This window comes from Janibacter melonis, from assembly GCF_020567375.1.
Taxonomy (GTDB): domain Bacteria; phylum Actinomycetota; class Actinomycetes; order Actinomycetales; family Dermatophilaceae; genus Marihabitans; species Marihabitans melonis.
In genome coordinates, this window is the sequence record NZ_JAJBZM010000003.1 from 46,663 (window position 1) to 71,752 (window position 25,090).

A 25,090-nucleotide genomic window follows, 5' to 3' on the forward strand; every position below is an offset into this window, starting at 1 on the left:
CACCGCCGGATGGCGGCCCTAGCCTGGGGCGGTCATGGCTCGGGGGACGAGAGCGGGGGACACGGTGATGAAGGTGCCGGGGAAGCGGGCGGACCGCGAGGTGCTCACGATGTCGGAGGAGCTCGCCGAGCGCGGTGAGGTGCTCATCGGCACGATGACGTACGAGCCGTCGGTGCAGGAGGCGGAGGCGATGCTCCAGGCGGTGCGCAAGCGCGCTGACGGGTGGCGCAACGGGGTGGGGGCGACCCTCACGCTCGTCCTGGCCAGCCTCGCCGTGAAGCCGGGCGAGGGCTTCATGAAGTACACCGGAGACACCCGTGTCGCGCTCATGCTACTCATCGGGGGGTCGCTGGTCAGCGCGCTCGTCGCTCTCTTCCTGCTCGTCAACGCGGCGAACGGCCCGACCTGGCTGCGCGAGCTCGTGGGGCACGAGGCGACCCCGCAGCGGTACCTGCGCCGGGTCGTCGGGGCGCGGCGTGACCTGCGGGTCGGCCAGGGCCTCTGGGTCGTGTCGCTGCTGCTCTTCTGCGGTGCGGTCCTCGCGACCTGGCTGACGCCGCTGCCCTGACGCGGTCCGCCGCGCCGTCAGACCGTGTCGAGCCGCACCGCTGCCGCCTTGACGACGAGGTGGACGGTCTCGCCCGGCCCGAGACCGAGGTCGGCCACCGCGGCCGGGGTGAGGTCGGCGACGAGGGGGCCCAGGCTCGTCGTCGCACGCAGCCGCGCCGCCGAGCCCGAGGGCTCGACGGACACGACCGTGCCGGCGACGACGTTGCGCGGGCTGCCTCCGGGCGGACGGCGGTGCACGGCGACCGTCTCAGGGCGGAAGGTCGCGACGGCCCGCGTGCCCTCCGGCGCGTCGACGGGCAGCCCGTGCAGGACGCCGCCAGAGGTCCGCAGCTCGCCAGGCGGTCCGAGCACACCGCTGACGAGGTTGACCCCGGCCAGCCGGGCGGCGAAGGGGGAGCGCGGGGCGCTCACGAGGTCGCGGACCGGGCCCTGCTCGACGACCCGCCCGCCGTCGACGACGACCGCGTGATCGGCCAGCAACGCTGCGTCGACGACGTCGTGGGTGACGACGACGGCCGTCCTCCCCCGCAGCACCTCGCGCAGGACGTGACGCACCTGGGGCGCGGCGTCGACGTCGAGCGCGGAGAGCGGCTCGTCGAGGAGCACCACGTCGGGCTCGGCGGCCAGGGCCCGGGCGAGCGCCACACGTGCGGCCTGGCCGCCGGAGAGGGTGCCCGGACGGCGGTCGGCGAGGTGCCCCGCGCCGACCCGCTCGAGCCAGCGGGCCGCTGACGCGCGTGCCGCGCGCCGGCTTGCACCGCCCGCGCGCGGACCGAAGGCGACGTCGTCGAGCGCGCTGAGGTGGGGCAGCAGCAGCGGGTCCTGCGACAGCAGCGCGACCCGGCGACGATGGGGCGGGAGGTGGTCGAGCCGTCGACCGTCGAGCAGCACGCTCGACCCCGCGGGACGGTGCACGCCCGCGATCGTCGCGAGCACGGTCGACTTGCCGGTCCCGTTGGGTCCGAGCAGCGCCGTCGTCTGCCCCCCGGGCACGACGAAGGACACGTCCACCCCGCGGTCGGGGTCGCGGACCTCGACCTCGAGGCCGGCGGACGTGCTCATCGGCGCACGTCCGGCCGGGCGAGCGCCATGACGACGACGGCGACGACGACGAGGAGGACCGAGAGCGCGACGGCAGCGTCGGGGTCGCTCTCGCGCTCGAGGTAGATCTGCAGCGGCAGGGTCCGGGTCGTGCCCTGCAGGGACCCGGCGAAGGTGAGGGTCGCCCCGAACTCGCCGAGCGAGCGGGCGAAGGCGAGGACGGTGCCGGAGACGAGCGCCGGTCGCACGAGCGGGAGGGTGACCCGTCGGAAGACGACGGAGGGTGAGGCACCGAGGGTGGCGGCCACCCCTTCGTGCCGGCCGCCGACCGAGCGCAACGCCCCGTCGAGGCTCACGACGAGGAAGGGGAGGGAGACGAAGGTCTGCGCGATGACGACGGCGACCGTCGTGAAGGCGACTCGGATGCCGACCGCGTCCAGGTGCGACCCGAGCAGACCCTGCCGCCCGAGGAGGGTGACGAGGGCGATGCCCGCGACGACCGGCGGGAGCACGAGCGGCAGGAGCACGAGGGTGCGCACGGCGACGTTGTCGAAGAGCCGGAGCCGGGCGAGCGCGAGGGCGAGCGGGACCCCGAGGAGCAGGCAGAGCACGGTCGACGCGCTCGAGGTGCGCAGGCTGAGCCACAGGGCGTCGAGCGCGCGGTCCGAGGTGAGCAGGGCGGGCAGCCCGGCGACGTCGACGCTCGCGAGCATCCCCACCACGGGCGCGGCGAGGACGAGCGCGCCGAGGACCGCGGGCAGCAGCGCCCAGCGCGGCACGGTCGCGACGTCAGGGCGCGGCAAAGCCGGCCGCCTCCAGGTGCCCCGCTCCATCCCCCGCGGCGTCCGCGAGCACGGCCGCGACGAGCTCGTCGGCGAGGTCGTGGTACTCGCTGCCGGCGAGCGTGGCGACCGGGTAGGTCGTCGTCGTGTTGTCCTCGTCCGGGATCTCCACCGTGCCGACGTCGTCCGAGCTCTGGGCGTCGGTGACGTAGACGATGCCCGCGTCGGCCTCGCCGCTGGCGACCTTGCCGAGGACGTCGGTGACCTTGGCCTCCTCGGAGACGGGGGCGAAGGTGAGGCCCGACGCCTCCTCGACCCGCTCCGCGGCCGCCCCGCAGGGCACCTGCGGGGCGCACAGGACGAGGTCGACGTCGCCCTCGAGGTCGGCGAGCGAGGTGATCTTCGCGGGGTTGTCCTTCGGCACGACGACGGTCATCGAGTTCGTCGCGAAGGTCTGCGGCGAGCCGGAGACCAGGTCGGCGTCCTCGACGGTGCCCATCGTCCGCTCGTCCGCCGTCGCGAGCACGTCGGCGGGCGCGCCGTCGACGAGCTGGGCGGCGAGGTCCGAGGAGCCGGCGAAGGAGAAGCGCACCGTGACGCCCGGGTGGTCCGCCTCGAAGTCGTCGGCGATCTGCTCGAAGGGGCGCTGCAGGCTGGCGGCGGCGAAGACGGTGAGCTCGCTCGACCCGCCGTCGGCGTCACCCCCGCTGCACGCCGAGAGCCCGAGGGCGACGACGGCCAGGGCCGCAAGGCCGGCGCGGGTCATGCCCGGCCGTCCGGGGTCTCGATGACGACCTGCGTCGACTTGATGACGGCGACCGCGACGACGCCGGGCTCGAGACCCATCTCGCGCACGGCCTCGGCGCTGAGCAGCGAGACGACGCGGAAGGGGCCGCACTGCAGCTCGACCTGAGCCATGACCGTGTCGGCGACGACCTCGGTGACGATGCCGACGAGCCGGTTGCGCGCCGACGTGTGCCGCCCGACCGGGTCGGGCAGCGCGCGCAGGTGCTCACGGGCGTGGTGCGCTACTGAGACCGCGTCGACCGTGCGGCGACCGCCGTCGTCCTCGCCGGCGACGAGCGTGCCCGCATCGACCATCCGTCGGATGGTGTCGGTGCTCACGGCGAGGAAGTCGGCGGCCTCATGGATACGCAGATGCGGCATAAAGGTGACTCTACAGACGCACCTGCAACCTCAGGTCGAGGGTCAGTCGGGCAGGTGCACGGCGAAGGAGGTCTGCCCCGGGCGCGACGCGAGCTCGATGCGGCCGCCGTGCGCCCCGACGACCGACTCGACGATGCTCAGGCCGAGCCCGGTCGACCCGCCGGCGCGGTTGCGCGCGTCGTCTCCCCGGGTGAAGCGCTCGAAGACCTCGGGCTGCAGCTCCTCGGGGACCCCGGGCCCGTCGTCGGTGACGACGAGGACGACCTCGCCGTCCTGCCTTCGCAGGCTCGTCGTCACCGTCGTGCCCGCAGGGGTGTGCGTGCGGGCGTTCGCGAGGAGGTTGACGAGCACCTGACGCAGGCGACCCTCGTCCCCGACGACCTCGACCGGCTCGTCGGGCAGGTCGAGGCGCCAGCGGTGCTCGGGAGCGGCCGCGTGGATGTCGCCGACGGCCGTCATCGCGATCATCGTGAGGTCGACTGGCTCGCGCTCGAGGGCCCGACCCGCGTCGAGCCGCGCGAGCAGGAGGAGGTCCTCGACGAGACCTTGCATCCGCAGCGCCTCGGACTCGACCCGGCCGAGGGCGTGGCGCACCGAGGTCGGCACCGGCTCGCTCTCGCGCCGGGAGAGCTCGGCGTAGCCGCGGATCGAGGCGAGGGGCGTGCGCAGCTCGTGGCTCGCGTCGGCGACGAACTGCCGCACCCGGGACTCCGAGCGCTGGCGCGCCTCGAGGGCCCCGGCGACGTTGTCGAGCATCGAGTTGAGCGCGTGGCCGACCTGGCCCACCTCGGTCCGGGGGTCGGTGTCCTCCTCGGGCACCCGCTCGGCGAGGGCGACCTCGCCGGAGTCGAGGGGGAGCCGGGAGACCTGCGTGGCCGTCGCCGCGACGCGGCGCAGCGGCAGCAGGGAGCGGCGGATGAGCCAGCTGCCGACCGCCACCGTCGCGAGCAGCCCGGCGAGCGAGGCGGAGCCGAGCACGACGAGGAGGCTGCGGGTCGCGTCGGTGGCCGGGGCCAGCGGCTGGCCGGTGACGACCGTCGCCCCGCTCGCGGTGCGCAGCGCAACCATCCGGTAGTCGCCGAGCCCCGAGACGTCGACGGTGCGCGGCGCCGGGGCGATCCCGGCGTCGGCCACGGCGGACAGCGCCGCGCTGGGCAGCGCCACCCGCTCGCCCTGCCGGACGACGTACCCGGTCGCCTGGCCGTCCACGAGGCAGACGAGGACCGAGCCCTCGCCGCGACCAGGGCCGCCACGGGTGCACGGGGCCGGGTAGGCGCCGTCGCCGTCGCCGTCACGGTCCTCGTACGGCGGTTCGCGGCGCAGCGTGTCGACCTGGGTCGCGACCTGCTCGTCGATCTGGGCGATGAGCTGGTGGCGCATGAGCAGGACGGTCGCGGTGCCGGTGACGATGGTGACGACGACGAAGAGGGCGACGACGGAGGCGACGAGCTGGGTCGTCAGCGAGGTCCCGCGACCGGGGCGGGCGGTGGTCATCCGACCGGCTTGAGCACGTACCCGGCGCCACGCATCGTGTGGATCATCGGGTCGCGGCCCGCGTCGATCTTCTTGCGCAGGTAGGAGATGTAGAGCTCGACGACGTTGGCCTGCCCGCCGAAGTCGTAGCTCCACACGCGGTCGAGGATCTGCGCCTTCGAGAGCACCCGGCGGGGGTTGCGCATGAGGTAGCGCAGCAGCTCGAACTCCGTCGCGGTGAGCGAGATCTCCTCGCCGCCCCGGGTCACCTCGTGGCTGTCCTCGTCGAGGGTGAGGTCGCCGACGACGAGCAGCGGGCTGCCCTCTCCGGTGCTCACGGCGGTGCGGCGCATGAGGGCCCGGACCCGCGCGACCACCTCTTCGAGGCTGAAGGGCTTCGTCACGTAGTCGTCGCCCCCGGCGGTGAGCCCGGCGACACGATCCTCGACGGCGTCCTTCGCGGTGAGGAAGAGCACCGGCACCGCCTCGTCGTGCTCGCGCATCCGGCGCAGCACCTCCATGCCGTCGAAGTCGGGCAGCATCATGTCGAGGACGACCGCGTCGGGCCCGAAGTCCTTGGCCGCGCGCACCGCCGCGGTCCCCGTGCCGGCCGTGCGCACATCCCAGCCCTCGTACCGCAGCGCCATCGACAGCAGCTCGGTGAGGTTGGCCTCGTCGTCGACGACGAGGACACGCACCGGAGAGCCGTCGGGTCGGGTGAGTCGCGGGGCGGCGGAGGAGCTCGTCATGCGGCCAGTAGACACCTGGGGTCCGGGCGTGCGCTATGGCTCACCTGTGCGATTCCTGTGGGCGACGAAGGGGGGAGCCTCAGCCCGGCGAAGGGGGAGGGACAGTCCCGCCACAGCCGAGCCGGTGAGCCTTCGGTCATGGACACGACGACCACGCCCACGACTCCGTCGACCGCACCTGCTCTGCGCCGCCCGTCGTGGTCGGGCAGGAAGCCCCCGGTCGCCGCCACCCGCGCGAGCGTCGAGGGTCGAGGTGCGAGGACCGCCGGCCTGGATGACGAGCATCTCGCCGGCCGAGGGGCGAGGGTCTCCCGGCCCGGGTGACCCGGCGCGTGCCGGGGAACCCAAGACGGGCCGGGACACCCGAGACGGGCCGGGATGCCCGAGACGGGCCGGGATACCCGAGACGGGCCGGGACGTGTCTCGGTCAGCAGCGGGTCAGCCGGTCCGGGCCGGGGTGCGCGGTCAGCCCTCGGCCTCGAGACCACGTCGTCGGTGGCGGTCAGCTGCCGGGCGAGTACCAGCCGTAGGCGTGGTCACCGGGGGTGAAGCCGGCCTCGGCGTAGAGACGGGCGGCGGCGGTGCCGTCCTCGGCGACGATGACGAGCTCGCGTGCCCCTCGCCGGACCGCCCAGCGGGCCGCGACCCCGAGCAGGTGCCGGGCCAGACCCTGCCGACGGTGGGCGGAGCCGGTGAGGACGGACTGGTAGCGCGCGGTCGTCGGCTCGAGGTCACGCAGCACGACGATGCCCAGCGACGCGGCCAGCCGGTCGTCCTCGTCGAACGCGCCGAACCACGCCGCGTCGCCGTCGGCGACGAGGCGCCGCCGGATCACCGTCTGGCGCATGACGAAGGCCCGGTACTCCTGCGCTGGGTGCTCACCGGTCTCGGCGTTGTGCTCGAGCTCGGCGACGAGCCGGGCACCCCAGTCGGCGTCGCTCTCGAGCGAGGTGACCCGGTAGCCCGTCGGGAGCGGTGTCGTCGGCGGGGCGATCTCGCTCGTCAGGCTCTCGACGACGTCGGGCCGCAGCCCCGCCTCGCGCCAGGCCCTCGCGCAGGACGGCTGCGGCAGGCCGATCGCGCGGTGACGTGCCCGGGGGAACTCACCCGCGAACCGCGCGAGCCATGTCGCCGCGTCATCGGGGTCGCCCGTCGTCACCTGGATGAAGTTCCCCCAGTGGTAGTCGGGCGCGCTCGGCGTGCGCACGACGAGGTGGTCACCGTGATCGACGACGTCGGCGCCTCCCAGCACGTCGACGGAGATGTCGGTGCGGGTCGAGATGGGCAGCCCGGCGAGCATGTCTCGAACGTAGCGCGGCGAGCGCGTCGAGGCCCGTCGAGGACGACCCGGCGTGCACCCCCTTCGCCCCGCCGGTGCGACGCACGAGCGCGCCCGGGCCGAGTCGGCCCGGGCGCGCCCGGTCATGCGATGCGGATCGGCGTCAGCGACGCAGCACCTGGACCTCGGTCACCGCCATCTTCGCGGCACCGGAGTACGCGGTGGTGCAGTCGGTCGCGTTGTTCGGGTCGTTGTCCTGCTCGCCCTGGAAGGCGGGCCCGCCCGAGCACTGGTTGGTGACCAGCTCGACCTTGACGTGGGTCGCCGGGGTGCGCGGGATCTCGAAGGTGCGCATCTTCAGCTCCGGGGCGACCGGCCGCGGGGCGTCCCCGGGGAAGGCGTCCGCGGGCGAGGTGTAGGCCTCGCTGAAGTCGGCGTCCTGCGAGCAGGTGACGCGACCCTTGGCGTCGCACGTCGAGATCTTGAACTGACGCACGTTCTGGAAGCGACCGGCGACACCCGGCTGCGGGAGAGCGCTCACCTGGACCTTGCGGACCTGCTGGCGGCCACCGACGAGGTCGATGGTGAAGGCGCGCTGAGCCGCCGTCGGGGTGGCGACGGTGGTGCCCGTCGTGCCCTCGTCGCCGTCGGCCATCGCCTGCACCGCGGTGCCCTCACCGGTGATGGTGGCACCGGCGGTGGTGTCGGAGAGGTTGTCGATGAGCTTGACCGGCATGTTGCGGGTCTGACCGGCCTTGGCGGAGAAGGTGACGCGGGTCTGCGCCTTGCCCGGTGCGGTCACCGTGTAGGTGCGCTCGCCGGCACCGATCTCGAAGGTCGCCGGCAGGGCCGTCGCCGGGTCGGTGTCGGCCACCGGGGTGGACCGAGCGGTGTACTCGCCGACGAAGACCTTCGTCCCGGGGACCGGACGGCCGTCCTCGTCGGTCGGCGCCGCGGTGAGCGTGGCCGAGCGGGAGTACGGGGAGCGGAAGGACGGCACCGGGTCGGAGTCGGCCGCGTTGCGCGACGAGGCCCCGTCACCCATGCCGCGACCGGCGAAGCCGTCCCACAGCAGGTCCTGGTTGGCCCCGCCGAAGCGGAGCAGGTCGGCGGCGAGCATCGCGTTGCGCGCGTCGATCATGCTCACCGAGCCCGACGGCATGAGCAGCCAGGCGTCGAAGACGAGCTGCATCCAGCGACGGTTGCCCGGGCAGGTGTTGACGGCCTTCGCGCCCGAGGCGCACGCCTTCTGCTCCTCGGCCGTGCCGGCGCCGTAGCGACCGATGAAGGCGCTGCGGATGTCGCCCTGCGTGGCCGACCAGATCTCGCCGTCCGCGTGCACCTGCGGGCCGGTGAGGTCGTAGCCGACGTTGCTGTAGTTCAGCGGGCTGTCGCTGAAGTTGTAGTTGCGGATGCCGCGGTCCGGGTTGCCCGTGACGAAGGAGCCCATCGGGGTGGCCTTCGGGCCGACCGGCGCGTAGCCCCACTCCTGGAGGTACTCGGTCGCCATGAGGTCCGACCAGCTCTCGCCCATCGCACCGGCCTGCAGACCGGACAGACCCATGTCGGGACCGCCCGCCATGCGGTTGCTGATGCCGTGGCCGTACTCGTGGCCGATGACCGACATGTCGTAGTCGCCGTCGACGCACGGGGCGTAGAAGGCGCCGGCGAGGGGCTGCCACAGGTACATGTTGCTGTAGCCGCTCACGCCGTCCGGCGGGGTGCCGAAGTTGGCGTTGTTGCGGTCACCGCGCAGCGCACCGGACTGGGAGTAGCCGAGGGTCGGGTCGTTGCCGATGCCGCCCTTGCCGTAGTTGTCGCGCTGGAAGTTCCAGGCCTTCTCGGTGAAGCCGAGGTTGTAGGCCCAGTCGTGCATGCGGTTGTGCATGCCGAAGAGGTTCGCGGTCGCGGCGTCGATGTCGTTGCGGGCCGCGCTCGTGTAGCTCGCCGGGTCGCACTTGCTGTTCGCCCACTGGTTGGTCCAGCTGTAGACGTAGCTGCGGTCGCCGCGCAGCGCGGCGGGGGTGACGGGGCCCGTGCCCAGCCAGCGCTCGCCGGCGAAGGTGTTGTTGCCGCTCGTCGTCGTCGTGCTGAGCTTCGTGGCCGGGTCGACGTCCCAGGCGAGCGGGGAGGCGGGGTTGGCCACGGTCTCGGCACAGCCGGCGGCTGCCGTCCAGCACCACTCGACGCGGGTGTCGGGGGCTCCCTCGACACCGCTGGGGGTGCCGGTGAAGACCTTCCAGCGCGGGTTGTCGGAGTCGAAGTCGACGAGGGCCTCACGGGCGATCGTCTCGCCGCTCTGGGCGTCGACGTAGACGGAGTAGCCGCTGTCCTGGTCCTCGCGGACGACGACCTGGTAGGCCTGGCGGGCGTCCTCGCCCGGCACCGGGACGGCGACGAGCTTGGCCTGCTGGGTGCCGTGCAGACCGGAGGCCGTCATGTCGGTCCAGCCCTTGCCGGAGCTGCGCTTCGCAGAGCCCGCGCGCTTGATCCCCTTCGCGTCGGCGCCGACGTCCTCGGCGGCCTTGCCGAGCGCCTCCTCCGGGGTGAGCGCGGCCGCCTTGCGGGCACCGGTGGCGCCGTCGACGGGGGCGAGGGTGGAGCTGACGTAGCGGACCGAGCCCTTGTCGACCGCGACGACAACCATGCCGTCGATGCCGGCGGGCACGCCGTCGATGACCTGGCGCAGCATGACCACCGAGCTCTTGCCGACCTCGTTGGTCGTCACGTGCTCCATCGCCGAGATGTCGGCCGAGGTGAGCCCGAAGGCCGTCGCGTTGTCCTCGAGGTAGGCGCGAGCTGCGTCGACCGGGTCGGACCCGAGACCGGTGGCCAGGGGAGAGCTCGCCGACGTCGGGGTCACGGTGTCCACGGAGCCGAAGCGGTTCCACGTGACGACCGGCTCCGAGGTGGCCGAGCGGGCGGTGGCGCTCTTGACCGACAGGCCCTTGCCGGCGGAGCGCTGGGCGCTCGACGGCTTGGCGGTGCCCTTGCGGTTGTCGACGTCGGGCAGGAGGTCGTGCGCGTGCTCGTCCCCGGCGGCCGGTACCCCGGTCGGCGTGGAGGGCGAGGGCGGTGCGCTCGGGGCGGCACTAGCCCCGTCGACGGCCATCGCGAAGACGAGGGCTGCTGAGGCGGCGACTGCTGCCGACGTGGTCAGCCCACGGCGTGGGTGTCTGGTCATGGATGCTCCCTGGTCGGCCCCGGTAGGGGCGGCTGCACGGTGCGGTCAGTCAATCCAGGAAGCGGTATGAGGCGCATCACCTCTTGGTCTGGGTTTGTTCAGGATCTGCCGGTGGTATGTGCCGGTGGCACACTCGCGGCGTGAGCGACGACTACCTCGCGGTGAACCGCGCGAACTGGGACGACCGGGCCGGCATCCACGAGCACTCGCCCGGCTACGACCGCGAGCGCCTGCTGTCCGGCGAGCACGAGCTGAGCCACGTCGTCGCCTTCGACCGCCCGCGCCTGGGCGACATCAGCGGGCTGCGCGCGGTGCACCTGCAGTGCCACATCGGCACCGACACCCTGTCGCTGCACCGGCTCGGGGCGCGGGTCGTCGGGCTCGACCTCTCGCCCTCCTCGCTCGCCGCGGCACGTCGCCTCGCGGCGGACGCCGGGGCCGACGTCGAGTACGTCGAGGCCGACGTCTACTCGGCGCCGAGCGCGCTCGCCGATCACGCTCCCTTCGACCTCGTCTACACCGGGATCGGCGCGCTCGGCTGGCTGCCGAGCATCGACCGGTGGGCCCGGACGGTCGCCGCGCTGCTGCGGCCCGGCGGCCGGCTCTTCATCCGTGAGGGGCACCCCGTGCTGTGGGCGTGCGACGACCCGCGCCCGGACGGCCTCGTCGTCCTCGCGTATCCCTACTTCGAGACGCCGGAGCCGACGGTGTGGGACGACGCCTCGACCTACGTCGAGCCGGCGCCGGGGAGCGACGGGGGCATCACCGCCACCGTGACGCACGAGTGGAACCACGGTCTGGGCGAGATCTTCACAGCGCTGACCCGTCACGGCATGGACGTCGTCTCGCTCGAGGAGCACCGCACCGTGCCCTACCTCGCGCTCGGCGACCAGATGGTGGCCGACCCCGAGCTGCCGGGGGAGTACCGCCTGGCCGAGGGCGACGACCGGCTGCCGCTGACGTACACCTTGCAGGCCGTCCGACGCGGCTGACCGAGGCTACCCAGCAGTGACGGGACCCGTGGGGTAGCTGCCCCCGCATGGAGCGGGAAATGCCCCCGCAGGTCCCGTTGCTGCCGGGTCACCGCGTCGGGGCGGGGACGCGCATGGCGAGCAGCCGACTGCTCAGCGCCTTGCCGTGCGTGTCGACGGCCAGCGACGTCGTGACGCCGCCGTCGAGCGCGTGCTGGCAGACGAGCTGGACGCCCTGGACGAGCGGCACCTCGTAGCGGGTGACGTGACCGCGCAGGTGCTCGCCGAGGTGCTCGACGACGCGCTCGACGGTGAGCACCTCGCACAGCCACCCGTAGTCGGCGTCGTCGAGGGGGAAGACGGACAGGATCGAGGTGTCGCCCTTGTCGCCGGCGCGGGCGTGGGCGAGCTCGTGGAGCAGGACGTCGGTCATCGGGTCTCCAGGACGTCGACGTGGGGACGGACGGCAGAGCGGTCGACGAGCGTCGAGACGATGCCGATGACCTCCTCGACGCGGGTGCGCACGCCACCGCCACCGGCCGGGCCGTTGACGTAGAGCGCCTCGACCTCGTCGCACACCTCACGAGCGGTGTCGGCGTCGGGCGCGGTGGCGGCCACTCGCAGCCGGGTGTCGGAGAGGTCGACGCCCGTGCCCGCGCCGACGACGTCGACGCGCGGGGTGATGCCGAGCGCGGCGAGCCGCGTCGCGACCACCTCACCGGCGAGCCGGGCGCGCTCGACGCACCCGGGCCCCGCGTAGGAGATGCCGCCCTCCGCGCGGTAGCCGGCCGCGTACCCGACGCTGACCTTGAGCTGCTCGGGGGCGGGACGTCCGCGGGCGCCGCTGACCCGCACGCGGTTCGGCCCGGCCGTCTCGAGCCGCACGCCGTAGAGGTCGAGCGTGACGTCGGGGGTGAGGTATGCGCCGGGGTCGCTGATCTCGTAGAGCAGCTGCTCTCGCACGGTCGCCCGGTCCAGCCGGCCGCCGGTGCCGTCGACCGTGCCCAGGGTCGCCGTGCCGTCCGCGCTGACGTCGGCCCAGGGGAGGCCGACGTGGGCGAGGTCGGGCACCCCCTTCGCGCCGAAGGGGGACGTGGGGTCCGCGAAGTAGCCGCCGCTCACCTGGGTGCCGCACTCGAGGAGGTGGCCGACGAGCGTGCCGTGGGCCGCGAGGGCCGGGTCGTCGAGGTCCCAGCCGAGCCGGTGGGCGAGCGGGGCGACGAAGAGCGAGGGGTCGGCGACGCGGCCGGCGAGGACGACCTCCGCGCCGGTGTCGAGCGCGGCCATGAGCGTGGCGGCGCCGGTGTAGGCGTTCGCCGAGATGATCTCGCCGTAGGACGACAGCGGGCGGCCGTGCTCGAGGGAGGGCTGCTCGAGGTCGAGCCCGGCGAGCACGTCGTCACCAGTGACGGCAGCGACCCGGCAGCGCAGCCCGAGCTGCTCGGCGACCGCGACGGTCTCGTGGGCGGCGGCCGTCGGGTTGGCGGCACCGAGGTTGCTGACGATGCGCGTGCCGCGGGGGAGCGCCTCGGGCAGGAGCGCGCGCAGCCGTCGCGAGGTGCGGTCGTCGTGGCCGGTCGTCGGGTCGGCGCGGCGTCGCCGCTGACCGAGGGCGATGGTGCGCTCGGCGAGGCACTCGAGGACGAGGTCGTCGAGCTGCCCGTCGCGCACGAGGTCGACGGCGGGGGCGATGCGGTCACCGGCGAATCCGGCGCCGCTGCCGATGCGGACGTGGGTGCGGTCGACGGTGCTCACCAGCTGATCGCCCCGGTGAGCAGGGCGACGGTCGTCATGACGAGCGTCGTGCCGAGCGCCCAGCCGAAGAGCCGGCGCTGGTGGGCCCCGAGGTCGACGTCGCTCATCCCGACGAGGATGAAGGTCGCGGCCGTGAGCGGGCTCAGGGGGAAGCCGGTCGTCATCTGGCCGAGGATCGCGGCCCGGCCGATCTCCGCGGGGTCGCCGCCGAGCGAGGTCGTCGTCTCCGCGAGCACGGGCAGCACGCCGAAGTAGTACGCGTCGGGGGTGAAGACGAGGCTGGCCGGCATCGAGGTGATGGCGGTGAGCACGGGCAGCGAGCCCCCGGCGGAGGTCGGGATGACGGAGACGAGCGACTCGGCCATCGCGGTGATCATGCCGCTGCCGTTGAGGATGCCGGTGAGCACGCCCGCGGCGAAGATCATCGCGACGACCATGACGACGTTGCCGCCGTGCCGCTCGAAGAGCGCCTGCTGGTCCTCCCACCGCGGCAGGTTGACGAGCAGCGCGATGGCGAAGGCGACGACGAAGACGACATGGAGCTCGAGCAGCTGGAGCAGCAGGATGACGACGAGGCCGAGCGTGAGGAGCACGTTGACCGTCTGCACCCAGCGCGCCTGACGGCCGACCTGCGGGCGCTCGGGCAGCTGGAGCAGGGCGGTGATGTCGGAGCGGTCGACGCCGTCCTCGGCGTCCTTCGCCCGGATGCGGTCGCGCTCGCGTCGCCCGATGAAGGCGGCGGCGAAGAGGACCCAGATGATGCCGGCGGCCATCGCCGGGATGACCGGCACGAAGATCTCGCTGCTGTCGAGGTCGAGGGTGGCCATCGCCCGGGCGGTGGGGCCGCCCCACGGGATCATGTTCATCACACCGGCGGCCAGGCCGACGACGCAGGTGAGCACGAGCGGGCTCATCCCGAGACGGCGGTAGATCGGCAGGAAGGTCGAGACCGTGATGAGGAAGGTCGAGGCGCCGTCCCCGTCGAGGGCGACCATGAGGGTGATGACCGCCGTGCCCAGCGCGATCTTCATCGGGTCGGCACCGGCCCAGCGCAGGACGACCCGGATGACGGGGTCGAAGAGCCCGCGGTCGACCATGAGGCTGAAGTAGAGGATCGCGAAGGCGATCATGATCGCGACCGGGGCGACCGTCAGCAGGCCCTTCGCGATGAACTCGCCGAGCTCGCCGGTGAAGCCGCCGAGGACCCCGAAGACGACGGGCACGAGGACGAGCCCGAGCAGCACCGACACCTTGCGGGTGAAGGTGAGGGCGAGGAAGACGCCGACGGTGGCGAATCCGAGGACGGCGAGCATGACGAGACCTCCGTGGGGACGGATCGGCCCCGAGGCGTCGGCGCCGACCGACCGAGTGTGTCGGCGCCTACTTATGCGTGTCCAACACCTCTTCTCGATAGATTAATCGGCTGTGAGCATCAACCCGACACTCGCGCAGTGCCGCGCCGTCGTCGCCGTGGCGCGCCATCGCAGCTTCAGCCAGGCGGCCCGCCGGCTGCACGTCGCCCAGTCCTCGCTGAGCCGCACGGTCGCGGAGGTCGAGAGGGCGTGCGGCGTGCAGCTCTTCGCGCGCACGACCCGGCACGTCGCGCCGACCGCCGAGGGGGTCGCCTTCGTCGAGATGGCCGAGCGCATCCTGCGGGTCTACGACGAGGAGCTGGCGCACTTCGGCGGGTACCTCGAGGGCCAGCGGGGGGTGCTGCGGGTCGCCGCGCTCCCGTCGCTCGCCGCGACGCTGCTGCCGCAGGTCGTCGACCGCTTCCGCGAGGCGTTGCCGGGGGTCGACGTGCAGCTGGAGGACTCCCTCGCCGCCCAGCTCGCGGCGGCCGTGCGAGCCGGCCGGGTCGACCTCGCCCTCACCGCCGAGACCGGTGGCCTGCCCGGGGCGAAGGGGGATGACCCCTTGCACTTCGAGGTGGTCGCGGGCGACGACCTCGTGTGCCTCGTCGCGCGAGGTCACCCCTTCGCCCGTCGCGCGGAGCTGGCCTGGGCCGAGCTGGCCAGCGAGCCCTTCATCTCCTTCGACGAGGCGAGCTCGATCCGGGCGATCACGGACGCGACCTTCGCCGAGTGCGACGTCGAGCCGCGTCGGCGGCTCACCGCGCGCAACGTCGCGACGGTCGCGGGCATGTGCGCTGCGGGACTCGGCGTGACCGCGGTGCCCGGCTTCGTGGTGCCGCTCATGGCCTTCGCCGAGCTCGTGCCCGTGCCGCTCGTCGACCCGGTCGTGCGCCGTCAGGTCGGCGTCCTCACCGACCCGCGGCGTCAGCCGAGCCCGGCCGTGCGCACGATGCTCGAGGTGCTGCGATCCCTGCCGGACGAGCCGGTCGTGCTCCCTCCGGGAGCGGGCTGGGCGGGCGCCGCGACGCGCTGAGCAGAGGTGCGCGACGGCCGATTTCGTCTGCTCGGCACGGACGGGGTAAAGTCGGCCCTCGTCGCCAGGCGTCACGCCGGGAGACACGCGCCCGTAGCTCAACGGATAGAGCATCTGACTACGGATCAGAAGGTTAGGGGTTCGAATCCCTTCGGGCGCACTCTGTGTTGAGACAGAGGGACGAGGGCCTCGGCCCGGCGGATGCGCCGGCCGAGGCCCTCGTCGTGTCCCCGGGGGTCCTCAGCCCCGGAAGGGGATCGCGGAGCGGACCACCGGCACGTCGTAGCCGTGGCGAAGGAGCAGCTGACGCACCGAGGTCGACGCCTCCGGCCCGTTCGGCGACGGGGAGACCGCGACCGCGCGGACGGGCAGGGGCGACGGACGTGCCGTGACGACCGCCTCCGGCCGCTGCGGCTCGGGCCCGGTGAGACGCAGGTAGGGCGCGATGCCGTACGCGGAGGACCGGTAGGAGAGCAGCGAGGCCTCGGCCGAGCGACCGGCGAGGTCGGGTCGGGTGAGCAGCAGGGCCGAGTAGCGGATCTCCCGCTCGTCGACGAAGCCCTCGTGCTTGATGAGCATGAGCGCCTCGTGCAGCGCCTCGAAGAACGGCTCGAGGCTCGACCCCAGCCCGGCTCGCGCGTCGGCGGCCCGACAGTCCTCGACACGACCGGGGTCGCCCGGAGCGGGCTCGGTCCGGGCCGCGGGCCGTGCCAGCCCGGACAGCGCGCTGGGGAGGTCGCCGAGCAGCTCGAGGGCCGAGTCGACGAGAGCGACCTGCTCCTCGCGGGCGTAACGCACCGGACGCCAGCCGTGCCGGCGCAGGTACACCCCGTCGGCTCGGCCGAGCGGCAGCTCGACCTCTCTGCTCGTCAGCGCGACGAGGTCGACCGTCGGGTCGAGACCGATGGCGTAGGACTCGTGCGCCCCGCCGTAGAGCCGCCACATCGCCAAGGAGTCTGCCGAGCGACTGGCGCTGAGGATGTAGGCGCTCGCGGCGCCCGGCCCCTGCCCGTGCTCGGTGGCCTCACGAACCCGGTCCGCGAGCGTGGCGGCCAGCTCCGTGTCGCGGTCGGCGGCGAGCTGGAGGATCCGCTCGACGATCATCCGCCCGCCGAGGGCGACCTCCTGCCGGTCGTTGAGGAAGGGCGCGGCCGTCGCCCACAGGGTGTGGCTCGCGAGGATCGCGACGAGGCCTGGCCCGTCCGTGTAGTGCCACGCGAGACCGGGCGGGACCTCGACGCCCCCGACGGCGTCGCCCGTCCCCATCACGCGCTCCGGTCGTCCCGCGCGGACCCGGCGGGGCAGGGCCGGCGCAGGCACACGAGGCGCTCGCGCGACTCCCAGGACGGCGCGTCGACGAAGCCCTGCGTCCGGTAGAGCTCGACGGCGGCGACGCGCCAGTCCCACACCGACAGCCGCAGCCCGGCCGCCCCCTTCGCCGCCGACCGCGTGACCACGTCCGCCATGAGCGCGCCGCCCACCCCGGACCGGCGGTGCGCCGCAGCCACCCAGAGCCGCTTGATCTCGACGTCGTCGCCCGTGCGGTGCAGGACGACCATCCCTACGAGCTCACCCTCCTGCTCCGCGACCAGGATCTCGCCGTGCGCGAGCGCGGCGGCCGGGTCGCGGACCTCCGCGGAGTAGCGCTGCGGCAGGTCGCCCGCCTCGGCGAGACCGTGCGCTGACTTCTCCGACTCGGTCTGGGAGTGGTAGTCGGCGAGGAGCGCGGAGACGCCGAGCGCATCGGGGCCGTCGAGCACGGCCGGACGCACGAGCGGGGGAGTGGCCATGTCGAATGCTCCCACCGACGCCTCCCGCCGGGCAGCGGGCTCGCCTACGCTCGCGGGCATGAGCAGGGTGCTGATGCTGGCCGGACTCGTCCTCGAGGGCGCCGCCCGACGGGGGCGCTCGGCGTGACGACACCCGAGGAGCACGAGAGCGCTCGGGTGCTCGGCAGCCTGCGCGCCGAGGACGGCCGCGGCGTGGTGCGTCTCGAGGACCGCGTCCGGGCGGCGCCCGACGACGTGTGGTCGGCGCTCACGGGTCGTGACCGCCTGGCGGCGTGGCTCGGCGAGGTCGACGGGGACCTGCGCGAAGGGGGCGAGCTGAGTGCCCGCTTCGTCGCGACCGGCTGGGAGGGCATGGTCCGGGTGCGAGAGTGCCGACCGCGCGAGCGTCTCGTCATCGAGACGAGCACCCCGGACCAGCCCGACGGGCGCTTCGAGATCAGCCTCGACGTCGAAGGGGAGTGCACCCACCTCGTCGTCGAGGACCACGGCGTCCCGCTCGACCAGGTCGCCGCCTACGCGGCGGGCGACCAGGTGCACGTCGAGGACCTCGTCTCTCACCTCGGCGGAGGTGGGCGCTGCGACGCCCGCGCGCGCTTCGAGGTGCTGCACCCTCTCTACCAGCGGCTCGGCCTGCTCGGCTGACGGACCTCGGTCGGGCTCGTTTCTTGCAGGACGTTGCAAGTTCGGGGCCGTTCTCTGCCCGGCATCAGGCCTGGTCAGCAGGCTCGTGACGAGTGGCTCACACTTTCCTGGCGATCCCCGGCCGGGTGGTCTAGCGGGGGTCCCAGGCGTGGTTAGGTGGGCCCGCGGACGCCGTCGCCCGTGGTGACGAGACGAGTCACCCGACGACGTCCTGCGGTCCCGGCGCGGACGCGCCGGGGTGTCATCGAAGGGCGGAGAAGCGTGATCACGACGACGGCCGATGTGGACCAGGCGCTCGAGGCGGCAGGTCTGACCAACGAGTCCGTGGCGCAGTTCGTGCGCCAGTGGGCCGAGCACACCGGTGCAGAGCGGATCGAGGTCGTGAGCGCTGCTGACGACGCGCGCCTCGTGCAGGAGGCGCTCGAGGCCGGCGAGCTCAAGCCGGCGGGCGAGGGGATGTACTACTCCCGCTCCTTCAGCAAGGACACTGCCCGCTCCGAGGAGCGCACCATCGTCGCGACGAGCGACGAGGCCGACCGCGGCCAGTACAACAACTGGAAGCCGGCCTCCGAGGTGCGCCCGGTCGTCGAGGGCCACATGAAGGACGCCCTCGCCGGCAAGACGATGTACGTCATCCCCTACCTCATGGCGCCGAAGGGGTCCGCCCTCGCGAAGTTCGCGGCGGGCGTCGAGCTCACCGACAACCGCAACGTCGTCATGCAGATGATCCGCATGGCCCGCGTCGGCGTCGAGTACATCAACGACATGGGTGACGACTTCGTGCGCGCCGTCCACGTCACCGGTGACCTCGAGAACCTCAAGCAGGGCACGCCCGACGACATGCGCAACTTCGTCACCGTCGCCGACGAGCGCACGATCCTGCACTTCGGCAGCTCCTACGGCGGCAACGCGCTGCTCGGCAAGATCGCCCACGGCCTGCGCCAGGGCTCCTACGACGGGTGGAAGAACGGCTTCCTCGTCGAGCAGTTCATGCTCCTCGGCATCACCGACAAGCAGACCGGCAAGAAGTACAACATCGCCGGCGGCTTCCCCAGCGCCTCGGGCAAGACCAACCTCGCGATGACCCTGGCGCCCGACGCCCTCGGTGACCGCTACTACGTCGAGTTCTACGGCGACGACATCGCGTGGATCTGGGTCGACGAGGACGGCGTCCTGCGCGGCTTCAACCCCGAGAACGGCGTCTTCGGCGTCGCCAAGGACACGAACGAGAAGACCAACCCGACGGCGATCGAGTCGATCCAGCCCGGCTCCGGCGCGATCTTCACCAACGTCGCCTACAACGAGAAGACCGGCGACGTGTGGTGGGAGGGCCGCGGCGAGCGCCCGAGCGACCTCGACGGCTGGCTGGACTGGAAGGGCGAGCGCATCGCCGACCGGTCCGAGGACGAGATGGGCGCCCCCTGGGCGCATCCGAACTCGCGCTTCACGACCGTCCTGTCGCAGGTGCCCAACGTCGCCGACGACTACGAGGACCCCCGCGGTGTCGAGATCCACGGCATCATCTTCGGCGGCCGCACCCGCGACCGCGAGCCGCTCATCCGCGCCATCGACGACCTCGCAGAGGGCGTCTACGACGGCCTGACGCTCGGCGCCGAGGCGACCGCGGCGGCGGACGGCAAGGAGGGCGTGCTGCGCTACGACCCGATGTCGATGCGCCCCTTCATGAGCTACGGCGAGGGTGCCTACGCCCAGCACTGGCTCGACGTCGTCGGCCAGGCGAAGAACCAGCCCGTCTTCGCCCACGTCAACTGGTTCCAGCGCGGCGAGGACGGCCGCTTCCTGTGGCCGGGCTACCGCGAGAACCTGCGGCCCCTCGTGTGGCTCATGCAGTACCGCGCCGGCGAGGTCACCGGCCAGCGCACCCCGGTCGGCGTCATCCCGACCCGTGACGAGCTGCTGCTCGAGGGTCTCGACGAGCAGGCGCTCGCCGACCTCGACACCGTCCTCACGATCGACAAGGCGCGCTGGCAGGAGGAGATGGGCTACCGCGAGGAGCACCTCCAGCAGTTCCACGACCTGCCCGAGCAGATCTGGCAGGCGCACCGCCGGGTCGCGAAGGACCTCGAGGACCTCCAGGGCTGACACCCCTTCGCCGCAGCGACGAGACCCGCGCACCCGACCACCGGGTGCGCGGGTCTCGTGCGTCGCCGGGGGTGCGAGGCGCGAGCCCCACCTCGCCGAGCGTGCCCGTCAGCGGGTGCGGGGGTCGACGTCCTCGACGGGCTCGAGGCCCTGGGCAGCGCGGGCGGCGTTGACGCGCTCGAGGCGCTCGGCGCGCATCCGGTAGTGGGGGTCGCGCATCCCGCTCTGGGTCGCCGGGCCGAAGAAGGTGTAGAGCACGTATCGGGTGCGCCACAGCGCCCGGTAGCCCAGGCTCAGCCCGGTGCGGTCCTTGGGGATGTGCTTGGCCATGGCCTGAGCGTAGGACGTGACCGCTCGTCGACGGCGACCGGTCGAGGCGAAGGGGGCGGGTCACCCTTTGGCAACGGCCGCGCCGGGGGAGGGGGCGGGCCGCCCCGCAGCGACTAGGTTGCCCGGCATGGCTGATCCCCTCGTCGTGCTCGACGGCGTCAACAAGCACTTCGGCGACCTCCACGTCCTCAAGGACATCGACCTCACCGTGGGTCGCGGCGAGGTCGTCGTCGTCATCGGGCCGTCCGGCTCGGGCAAGTCGACGCTGTGCCGCACCATCAACCGGCTCGAGACCTTCGAGTCCGGCACGATCACCATCGACGGCGAGCCGCTGCCCTCGGAGGGCAAGGCGCTCGCGCGGCTGCGCGCCGACGTCGGCATGGTCTTCCAGTCCTTCAACCTCTTCGCGCACAAGAGCATCCTCGACAACGTCACCCTCGGCCCGATGAAGGTCCGCGGGAAGAAGAAGGCCGAGGCGAACAAGCGCGCCATGGAGCTCCTCGAGCGGGTCGGCGTCGGCCACCAGGCGGGCAAGTACCCGGCCCAGCTCTCCGGCGGTCAGCAGCAGCGCGTCGCCATCGCCCGCAGCCTGGCGATGGACCCGAAGATCATGCTCTTCGACGAGCCGACCTCGGCCCTCGACCCGGAGATGATCAACGAGGTCCTCGACGTCATGACCCAGCTCGCGCAGACCGGCATGACGATGATCGTCGTCACCCACGAGATGGGCTTCGCCCGCCGCGCCGCCGACCGCGTCGTCTTCATGTCCGACGGCGAGATCGTCGAGCAGGCCACGCCCGAGGAGTTCTTCACGAACCCCACGAGCGACCGGGCCAAGGACTTCCTCGGCAAGATCCTCACCCACTGACCCACCTCGACCGACCCACCACGGGCCGTGACCGCGGCCCCGACGAAGGAGAAATCATGAGCAAGCGACGCATCCTCGCCATCGGCTCCGCCGCGGCCCTGGCCCTCGGTCTGACCGCCTGCGGCGGCGACTCGGGCGGCGACGCCGGGGGCGACGGCGGCGGCTCCGGCGACACCGTCAAGGTCGGCATCAAGTTCGACCAGCCCGGCCTGGGCTTCAAGGAGGGCGACACCTACAGCGGCTTCGACGTCGACGTCGCCAACTACGTCGCCAAGGAGATGGGCAAGGAGGTCGAGTTCGTCCAGGCCCCCAGCCCCCAGCGCGAGACCCTCATCGAGACCGGTCAGGTCGACATGATCTTCGCGACCTACTCGATCACCGACGAGCGCAAGGAGAAGGTCTCCTTCGCCGGTCCGTACTTCATCGCCGGTCAGGACCTCCTCGTCGCCAACGACTCCGACATCGCCAGCGTCGACGACCTCGACGGCAAGCGCCTGTGCTCGGTCTCCGGCTCGACCTCCGCCGAGAACGTCAAGGAGGAGGTGCCAGGCGTGCAGCTGCGCGAGTTCGACACCTACTCCGAGTGCCTCGACGGCCTCGTCAACGGCCAGCTCGACGCCCTGACGACGGACAACACCATCCTCGCCGGCTACGCCGCGCAGGACACCTACAAGGGCAAGCTCAAGGTCGTCGGCAAGACCTTCTCCGAGGAGCGCTACGGCGTCGGGATCACGAAGGGCGACACCGAGATGTGCAACCAGATCAACGAGGCCCTCACGAAGATGGTCGACGACGGCGCCTGGCAGAAGGCGGTCGACGACAACTTCGGCCCGGCCGGCTTCGAGGTCGACGACTCGGTGAACCCGCCGAAGGTCGACGAGTGCGCCTGACCCTCTCGACGCGGTGACGAAGGGGGCGCGGCTGCCGCGCCCCCTTCGTCCCGTCCCGACCCCCTCTCCGCCGCAGCGAAAGGAACGCCCCGAGCATGGGTGAGCTCTTCGACCAGTTCCCGGTCTGGTCCTACTTCTGGATGACCATCAAGCTCTCGCTGTGGTCGGCGCTGTGGGCGAGCCTGCTCGGCACGCTCCTCGCGGTGATGCGGGTCAGCCCGATCCCCGTGCTGCGCGGGGTCGGCACGACGTACGTCAACGTCGTGCGCAACACCCCGCTGACGCTCGTCGTCCTCTTCTCGCTCACCGTGCTCGGCACCCGTCTGGGCATCTCGATCGTCGACCAGACCAGCCAGACGGCGCTCGTCGACGAGGCCGTGCGCTGGGCGATCTTCGGGCTGTCGGTCTACCACGCGGCCTTCGTGTGCGAGGCGCTGCGCTCCGGCGTCAACACCGTGCCGCCCGGTCAGGCCGAGGCGGCCCGCTCCATCGGGCTGGGCTTCGGCCAGTCGCTGCGCCACGTCGTGCTGCCGCAGGCCTTCCGCGGGGCCGTCGCGCCGCTCGCGTCGGTCCTCATCGCGCTCATCAAGAACACGACGGTCGCGTCGATCATCGGCGTCGCGCAGGCCTCGTACTTCATGGCGGAGGGGCTGGAGTTCCGCCCTGACCTCACGTGGCAGCTCTTCGGGCTCATCGCCCTCTTCTTCCTCGCCCTCACCCTGCCCATCGGTGTCGGGCTGACCTCGCTCTCGCGGAAGGTGGCGGTGCGCCGATGAGCACCTCGGTCCTCTTCGACGCCCCCGGCCCGAAGGCCCGCCGGCGTCATCTGATCCTCACGATCCTCTCCGCGCTCGTCCTCGCCGGGCTCGTCTACGTGGCCCTCAGCCGGCTCCAGGAGCGCGGAGAGCTCGAGGCGGCGAAGTGGACGGCGATGTTCACCCGCCAGTCCTGGGAGTTCTACTTCGTCCCCGGGATCATCAGCACGCTGCGCTCGGCGGCGGTCGCCGTCGTCCTCGCCCTCGTCTTCGGCTTCGTCTTCGGCATGGGGCGGCTCTCGCAGCACCGGGCCGTGCGATGGGTGAGCGGCATCGTCGTCGAGTTCTTCCGCGGCGTGCCGGTGCTCATCATGATGATCGCCTTCTTCTACTTCCTCGCGCTGCGCGGGGTCTTCGCACCCGAGACCAACCCCTTCGTCGCCGTCGTCGCGGCGCTGACGCTCTACAACGGCGCCGTCATCGCCGAGCTCGTCCGCTCGGGCGTCGGCTCGCTGCCCGCCGGCCAGGGCGAGGCGGGGCTGTCCATCGGTCTCACCCCGGGGCAGACGCTGCGCGCGATCCAGCTGCCGCAGGCGATCACGGCGATGCTCCCCGCGCTCGTCGGCCAGCTCGTCGTCATCCTCAAGGACAGCGCGCTCGGCGCGATCATCACCTACCCCGAGCTGCTTCGTCAGGCGCGCAACCTCGCCGCCGGCGGCAACACCCTGCAGCCCCTCGTCGTCGCCGCGCTGATCTTCATCGTCCTCAACTTCTCGCTGACGACCTTCGCGGGCTACCTCGAGCGCCGGATCAACCGCCGGGGCAAGGTCGCCGGTGGGGCGGCGCCGGTCGACGAGGCGGGGCCGCAGCCAGCCGGCGGCGTGTGACGTCGGGGCTGTGGTGGGCCTCACCTGAGACGCGGGGTTACCGGTACGCGCGGTAGCAGGTACTGTCGGTATCGCCCACCTGGCCGACGTCGCCCTGCGCGACCGGTCGCCGACGAGCGTCACGAAGGGGTATGCCGCATGGCCACCACCGAATCCACGTCGCTGGCCGACAAGGGGCAGCGTCTCGGGCTCCGCCTCATCGCCAAGGCGGGCGGTCTGCCCGGTCTGAAGGACCCGAAGGTCCGGGCGACCGTCGAGCGGTACCTCTACAAGGGCGCGGTGACGAGCTTCCGCGCGCAGACCGCCGCCGGTCGCGCCTTCGCGAAGAAGAAGGGCTCAGGCCAGGCCGCCCGCACCGCACACGCGCGCCCCCGCCAGATGTTCGACCTCACGCCCACCGAGGACCAGCAGATGATCCAGTCGGTGGCGCGCGAGCTCGCCGACGAGGTCGTGCGGCCCGCGGCGAAGCAGGCCGACGCCGAGCGCGCCGTCCCCGCCGAGGTGCGCAGCGCCGCCGCCGAGGTGGGTCTGCACCTCATCGGCGTGCCGGCCGAGCTCGACGGCATCGCCGAGGAGCGCTCGGCCGTCACCGCCGTGCTCGTCCTCGAAGAGCTCGCCCGCGGCGACATGGGCATCGCCACCGCGATCATGGCCCCGGCGGCCGTCGCCACCGCGATCGCCAGCTATGGCGACGCCGACCAGCAGGTGACCTACCTGCCGGAGCTGACGGGGGAGGACCCGCCGGTCGCCGCGCTCGCGCTCATGGAGCCGCAGCCGCTCTTCGACCCGCTCTCGCCCCGCACCACCGGCCGCACCGAGGGCGACGAGGTCGTGCTCGACGGGGTCAAGGCCCTCGTGCCCGGCGCCGACCGGGCCGAGCTCTTCGTCGTCAGCGCGAGCGTCGACGGCCAGGCCCGGCTCGTCCTCGTCGAGCCCGGTACCCCCGGCGTCGAGGTCGAGGACGACCCGGCGATGGGGCTGCGCGCGGCGCGCACCTCGCGCCTGCACCTCACCGGCGTGCGCGTCCCCTCGGCCCACCTCCTCGGCACGACGGACGACCACCTCGACGCGGTGCGTCGCGCCCGGCTCGCGTGGTCGGCCGCCGCCGTCGGCACCGGCCAGGCCGTGCTCGACCAGGTCTCGCAGTACGTCACCGAGCGCACCGCCTTCGGCGAGCCGATCGGTCACCGCCAGGCCGTCGCCTTCACCGTTGCCGACATGGCCGTCGAGATCGCCGCCCTGCGCCTCGTCGTGTGGAAGGCCGCCGCTCGCCTCGACCGCGGCGAGGACGCGTCCGCCGAGATCGCCCAGGCCCGCGCGCTGACGACCCGCCACCTCACCCTCGTCGGGAGCAACGGCGTGCAGATGCTCGGCGGCCACGGCTTCGTCAAGGAGTTCGACAACGAGCGCTGGTACCGCGACCTGCGCGGTGCCGGGCTGCTCGAGGGCACCCTGCTCGTCTGAGC

General features: G+C 72.7%; 24 protein-coding genes and 1 tRNA gene. 11 read left to right on the forward strand and 14 right to left on the reverse strand.

Annotated features, from left to right (window positions below; genetic code table 11):
* Positions 1-67: 67 nt before the first annotated feature.
* Positions 68-568 (forward strand): hypothetical protein, encoded by a 501-nt coding sequence (locus tag LIV55_RS12265; RefSeq protein ID WP_229300410.1) that lies wholly within the window; start codon positions 68-70, stop codon positions 566-568.
* Between the two features lie 17 nt (positions 569-585).
* On the opposite strand, the gene LIV55_RS12270 is transcribed toward LIV55_RS12265, so the two are convergent.
* From LIV55_RS12270 to LIV55_RS12305, 8 genes are all read right to left on the reverse strand, one after another.
* Entirely contained in the window at positions 586-1,632 is a 1,047-nt protein-coding gene (locus LIV55_RS12270) for a sulfate/molybdate ABC transporter ATP-binding protein (RefSeq protein ID WP_229300411.1), read from the reverse strand.
* Positions 1,629-2,444, reverse strand: coding sequence for an ABC transporter permease (locus tag LIV55_RS12275; protein ID WP_229300412.1), 816 nt, complete (start codon positions 2,442-2,444; stop codon positions 1,629-1,631). Before LIV55_RS12275 ends, LIV55_RS12270 begins: the two co-directional genes overlap by 4 nt.
* On the reverse strand, positions 2,401-3,159 hold the full coding sequence (gene modA, locus LIV55_RS12280) for a molybdate ABC transporter substrate-binding protein (protein WP_229300413.1): 759 nt from the start codon (positions 3,157-3,159) through the stop codon (positions 2,401-2,403). The genes LIV55_RS12275 and modA overlap by 44 nt, the downstream gene beginning before the upstream one ends.
* Complete coding sequence (locus LIV55_RS12285) at positions 3,156-3,560, reverse strand: TOBE domain-containing protein (RefSeq protein ID WP_068272616.1); 405 nt, start codon at positions 3,558-3,560, stop codon at positions 3,156-3,158. The genes modA and LIV55_RS12285 overlap by 4 nt, the downstream gene beginning before the upstream one ends.
* 42 nt (positions 3,561-3,602) lie before the next feature.
* Positions 3,603-5,054, reverse strand: a complete 1,452-nt coding sequence (locus tag LIV55_RS12290) for a sensor histidine kinase (protein ID WP_229300414.1) — start codon at positions 5,052-5,054, stop codon at positions 3,603-3,605.
* The gene (locus LIV55_RS12295; RefSeq protein ID WP_123091463.1) at positions 5,051-5,782 is read right to left on the reverse strand and encodes a response regulator transcription factor; all 732 of its coding nucleotides are present in this window, start codon (positions 5,780-5,782) and stop codon (positions 5,051-5,053) included. The genes LIV55_RS12290 and LIV55_RS12295 overlap by 4 nt, the downstream gene beginning before the upstream one ends.
* 502 nt (positions 5,783-6,284) lie before the next feature.
* Positions 6,285-7,082, reverse strand: a complete 798-nt coding sequence (locus LIV55_RS12300) for a GNAT family N-acetyltransferase (RefSeq protein ID WP_229300415.1) — start codon at positions 7,080-7,082, stop codon at positions 6,285-6,287.
* A 142-nt stretch (positions 7,083-7,224) separates the two neighbouring features.
* Positions 7,225-10,245 (reverse strand): M36 family metallopeptidase, encoded by a 3,021-nt coding sequence (locus LIV55_RS12305; RefSeq protein WP_191563730.1) that lies wholly within the window; start codon positions 10,243-10,245, stop codon positions 7,225-7,227.
* A 140-nt stretch (positions 10,246-10,385) separates the two neighbouring features.
* Here LIV55_RS12305 and LIV55_RS12310 point away from each other — a divergent pair, with 140 nt between their 5' ends.
* The gene (locus LIV55_RS12310) at positions 10,386-11,237 is read left to right on the forward strand and encodes a class I SAM-dependent methyltransferase (RefSeq protein WP_224766847.1); all 852 of its coding nucleotides are present in this window, start codon (positions 10,386-10,388) and stop codon (positions 11,235-11,237) included.
* Between the two features lie 88 nt (positions 11,238-11,325).
* Here LIV55_RS12310 and LIV55_RS12315 read toward each other — a convergent pair whose 3' ends face one another.
* From LIV55_RS12315 to LIV55_RS12325, 3 genes are read right to left on the reverse strand one after another with little or no spacing between them, the layout of a single operon-like run.
* Positions 11,326-11,649, reverse strand: a complete 324-nt coding sequence (locus tag LIV55_RS12315; protein WP_191563732.1) for an AtuA-related protein — start codon at positions 11,647-11,649, stop codon at positions 11,326-11,328.
* Positions 11,646-12,971 carry an acyclic terpene utilization AtuA family protein gene (locus LIV55_RS12320; protein WP_191563733.1) on the reverse strand — a complete coding sequence of 442 codons (1,326 nt, stop codon included), beginning with the start codon at positions 12,969-12,971 and terminating at the stop codon, positions 11,646-11,648. Before LIV55_RS12320 ends, LIV55_RS12315 begins: the two co-directional genes overlap by 4 nt.
* A complete protein-coding gene (locus LIV55_RS12325) occupies positions 12,968-14,284 on the reverse strand; it encodes a CitMHS family transporter (protein ID WP_191563734.1) in 1,317 nt (438 codons plus the stop codon). Before LIV55_RS12325 ends, LIV55_RS12320 begins: the two co-directional genes overlap by 4 nt.
* Positions 14,285-14,396: 112 nt before the next feature.
* Here LIV55_RS12325 and LIV55_RS12330 point away from each other — a divergent pair, with 112 nt between their 5' ends.
* Both LIV55_RS12330 and LIV55_RS12335 read left to right on the forward strand, forming a co-directional pair.
* Positions 14,397-15,359 (forward strand): LysR family transcriptional regulator, encoded by a 963-nt coding sequence (locus tag LIV55_RS12330; RefSeq protein WP_191563735.1) that lies wholly within the window; start codon positions 14,397-14,399, stop codon positions 15,357-15,359.
* Positions 15,360-15,446: 87 nt separating this feature from the next.
* A tRNA-Arg gene (locus LIV55_RS12335) sits at positions 15,447-15,519 on the forward strand.
* Positions 15,520-15,599: 80 nt separating this feature from the next.
* On the opposite strand, the gene LIV55_RS12340 is transcribed toward LIV55_RS12335, so the two are convergent.
* Both LIV55_RS12340 and LIV55_RS12345 read right to left on the reverse strand, forming a co-directional pair.
* Positions 15,600-16,625: a hypothetical protein gene (locus LIV55_RS12340; protein WP_229300416.1), complete on the reverse strand. Its 1,026-nt coding sequence runs from the start codon at positions 16,623-16,625 to the stop codon at positions 15,600-15,602.
* Positions 16,625-17,149: a GNAT family N-acetyltransferase gene (locus LIV55_RS12345; protein ID WP_229300417.1), complete on the reverse strand. Its 525-nt coding sequence runs from the start codon at positions 17,147-17,149 to the stop codon at positions 16,625-16,627. The genes LIV55_RS12340 and LIV55_RS12345 overlap by 1 nt, the downstream gene beginning before the upstream one ends.
* Positions 17,150-17,272: 123 nt before the next feature.
* On the opposite strand from LIV55_RS12345, the gene LIV55_RS12350 reads away from it, so the two are divergent.
* Both LIV55_RS12350 and LIV55_RS12355 read left to right on the forward strand, forming a co-directional pair.
* Positions 17,273-17,791, forward strand: a complete 519-nt coding sequence (locus tag LIV55_RS12350) for an SRPBCC domain-containing protein (protein ID WP_229300418.1) — start codon at positions 17,273-17,275, stop codon at positions 17,789-17,791.
* Between the two features lie 261 nt (positions 17,792-18,052).
* Entirely contained in the window at positions 18,053-19,894 is a 1,842-nt protein-coding gene (locus LIV55_RS12355) for a phosphoenolpyruvate carboxykinase (GTP) (RefSeq protein ID WP_229300419.1), read from the forward strand.
* 108 nt (positions 19,895-20,002) lie between these two features.
* Here the strand turns inward: LIV55_RS12355 and LIV55_RS12360 are convergent, their stop codons facing one another.
* Complete coding sequence (locus LIV55_RS12360) at positions 20,003-20,224, reverse strand: hypothetical protein (RefSeq protein WP_068272645.1); 222 nt, start codon at positions 20,222-20,224, stop codon at positions 20,003-20,005.
* 127 nt (positions 20,225-20,351) lie between these two features.
* Between LIV55_RS12360 and LIV55_RS12365 the strand changes: the two genes are divergently transcribed.
* From LIV55_RS12365 to LIV55_RS12385, 5 genes are all read left to right on the forward strand, one after another.
* Positions 20,352-21,092 (forward strand): amino acid ABC transporter ATP-binding protein, encoded by a 741-nt coding sequence (locus LIV55_RS12365; RefSeq protein WP_068272648.1) that lies wholly within the window; start codon positions 20,352-20,354, stop codon positions 21,090-21,092.
* Between the two features lie 56 nt (positions 21,093-21,148).
* A complete protein-coding gene (locus LIV55_RS12370) occupies positions 21,149-21,982 on the forward strand; it encodes a glutamate ABC transporter substrate-binding protein (RefSeq protein ID WP_229300420.1) in 834 nt (277 codons plus the stop codon).
* Positions 21,983-22,077: 95 nt separating this feature from the next.
* Complete coding sequence (locus tag LIV55_RS12375) at positions 22,078-22,758, forward strand: amino acid ABC transporter permease (RefSeq protein ID WP_068272654.1); 681 nt, start codon at positions 22,078-22,080, stop codon at positions 22,756-22,758.
* Positions 22,755-23,624 (forward strand): amino acid ABC transporter permease, encoded by an 870-nt coding sequence (locus LIV55_RS12380; protein WP_123091452.1) that lies wholly within the window; start codon positions 22,755-22,757, stop codon positions 23,622-23,624. Before LIV55_RS12375 ends, LIV55_RS12380 begins: the two co-directional genes overlap by 4 nt.
* 138 nt (positions 23,625-23,762) lie before the next feature.
* Positions 23,763-25,088, forward strand: coding sequence for an acyl-CoA dehydrogenase family protein (locus LIV55_RS12385; RefSeq protein ID WP_229300421.1), 1,326 nt, complete (start codon positions 23,763-23,765; stop codon positions 25,086-25,088).
* The last annotated feature ends 2 nt before the right edge of the window (positions 25,089-25,090 follow it).

Excerpts from the sequence above, each read along its gene's own strand:
- LIV55_RS12265 (WP_229300410.1), top strand. The coding sequence starts at position 68 with ATGAAGGTGCCGGGGAAGCGGGCGGACCGCGAGGTGCTCACGATGTCG.
- LIV55_RS12270 (WP_229300411.1), bottom strand. The coding sequence starts at position 1,632 with ATGAGCACGTCCGCCGGCCTCGAGGTCGAGGTCCGCGACCCCGACCGC.
- LIV55_RS12275 (WP_229300412.1), bottom strand. The coding sequence starts at position 2,444 with ATGGAGCGGGGCACCTGGAGGCGGCCGGCTTTGCCGCGCCCTGACGTC.
- modA (WP_229300413.1), bottom strand. The coding sequence starts at position 3,159 with ATGACCCGCGCCGGCCTTGCGGCCCTGGCCGTCGTCGCCCTCGGGCTC.
- LIV55_RS12285 (WP_068272616.1), bottom strand. The coding sequence starts at position 3,560 with ATGCCGCATCTGCGTATCCATGAGGCCGCCGACTTCCTCGCCGTGAGC.
- LIV55_RS12290 (WP_229300414.1), bottom strand. The coding sequence starts at position 5,054 with ATGACCACCGCCCGCCCCGGTCGCGGGACCTCGCTGACGACCCAGCTC.
- LIV55_RS12295 (WP_123091463.1), bottom strand. The coding sequence starts at position 5,782 with ATGACGAGCTCCTCCGCCGCCCCGCGACTCACCCGACCCGACGGCTCT.
- LIV55_RS12300 (WP_229300415.1), bottom strand. The coding sequence starts at position 7,082 with ATGCTCGCCGGGCTGCCCATCTCGACCCGCACCGACATCTCCGTCGAC.
- LIV55_RS12305 (WP_191563730.1), bottom strand. The coding sequence starts at position 10,245 with ATGACCAGACACCCACGCCGTGGGCTGACCACGTCGGCAGCAGTCGCC.
- LIV55_RS12315 (WP_191563732.1), bottom strand. The coding sequence starts at position 11,649 with ATGACCGACGTCCTGCTCCACGAGCTCGCCCACGCCCGCGCCGGCGAC.
- LIV55_RS12325 (WP_191563734.1), bottom strand. The coding sequence starts at position 14,284 with ATGCTCGCCGTCCTCGGATTCGCCACCGTCGGCGTCTTCCTCGCCCTC.
- LIV55_RS12340 (WP_229300416.1), bottom strand. The coding sequence starts at position 16,625 with ATGGGGACGGGCGACGCCGTCGGGGGCGTCGAGGTCCCGCCCGGTCTC.
- LIV55_RS12345 (WP_229300417.1), bottom strand. The coding sequence starts at position 17,149 with ATGGCCACTCCCCCGCTCGTGCGTCCGGCCGTGCTCGACGGCCCCGAT.
- LIV55_RS12360 (WP_068272645.1), bottom strand. The coding sequence starts at position 20,224 with ATGGCCAAGCACATCCCCAAGGACCGCACCGGGCTGAGCCTGGGCTAC.
- LIV55_RS12365 (WP_068272648.1), top strand. The coding sequence starts at position 20,352 with ATGGCTGATCCCCTCGTCGTGCTCGACGGCGTCAACAAGCACTTCGGC.
- LIV55_RS12370 (WP_229300420.1), top strand. The coding sequence starts at position 21,149 with ATGAGCAAGCGACGCATCCTCGCCATCGGCTCCGCCGCGGCCCTGGCC.
- LIV55_RS12375 (WP_068272654.1), top strand. The coding sequence starts at position 22,078 with ATGGGTGAGCTCTTCGACCAGTTCCCGGTCTGGTCCTACTTCTGGATG.
- LIV55_RS12380 (WP_123091452.1), top strand. The coding sequence starts at position 22,755 with ATGAGCACCTCGGTCCTCTTCGACGCCCCCGGCCCGAAGGCCCGCCGG.
- LIV55_RS12385 (WP_229300421.1), top strand. The coding sequence starts at position 23,763 with ATGGCCACCACCGAATCCACGTCGCTGGCCGACAAGGGGCAGCGTCTC.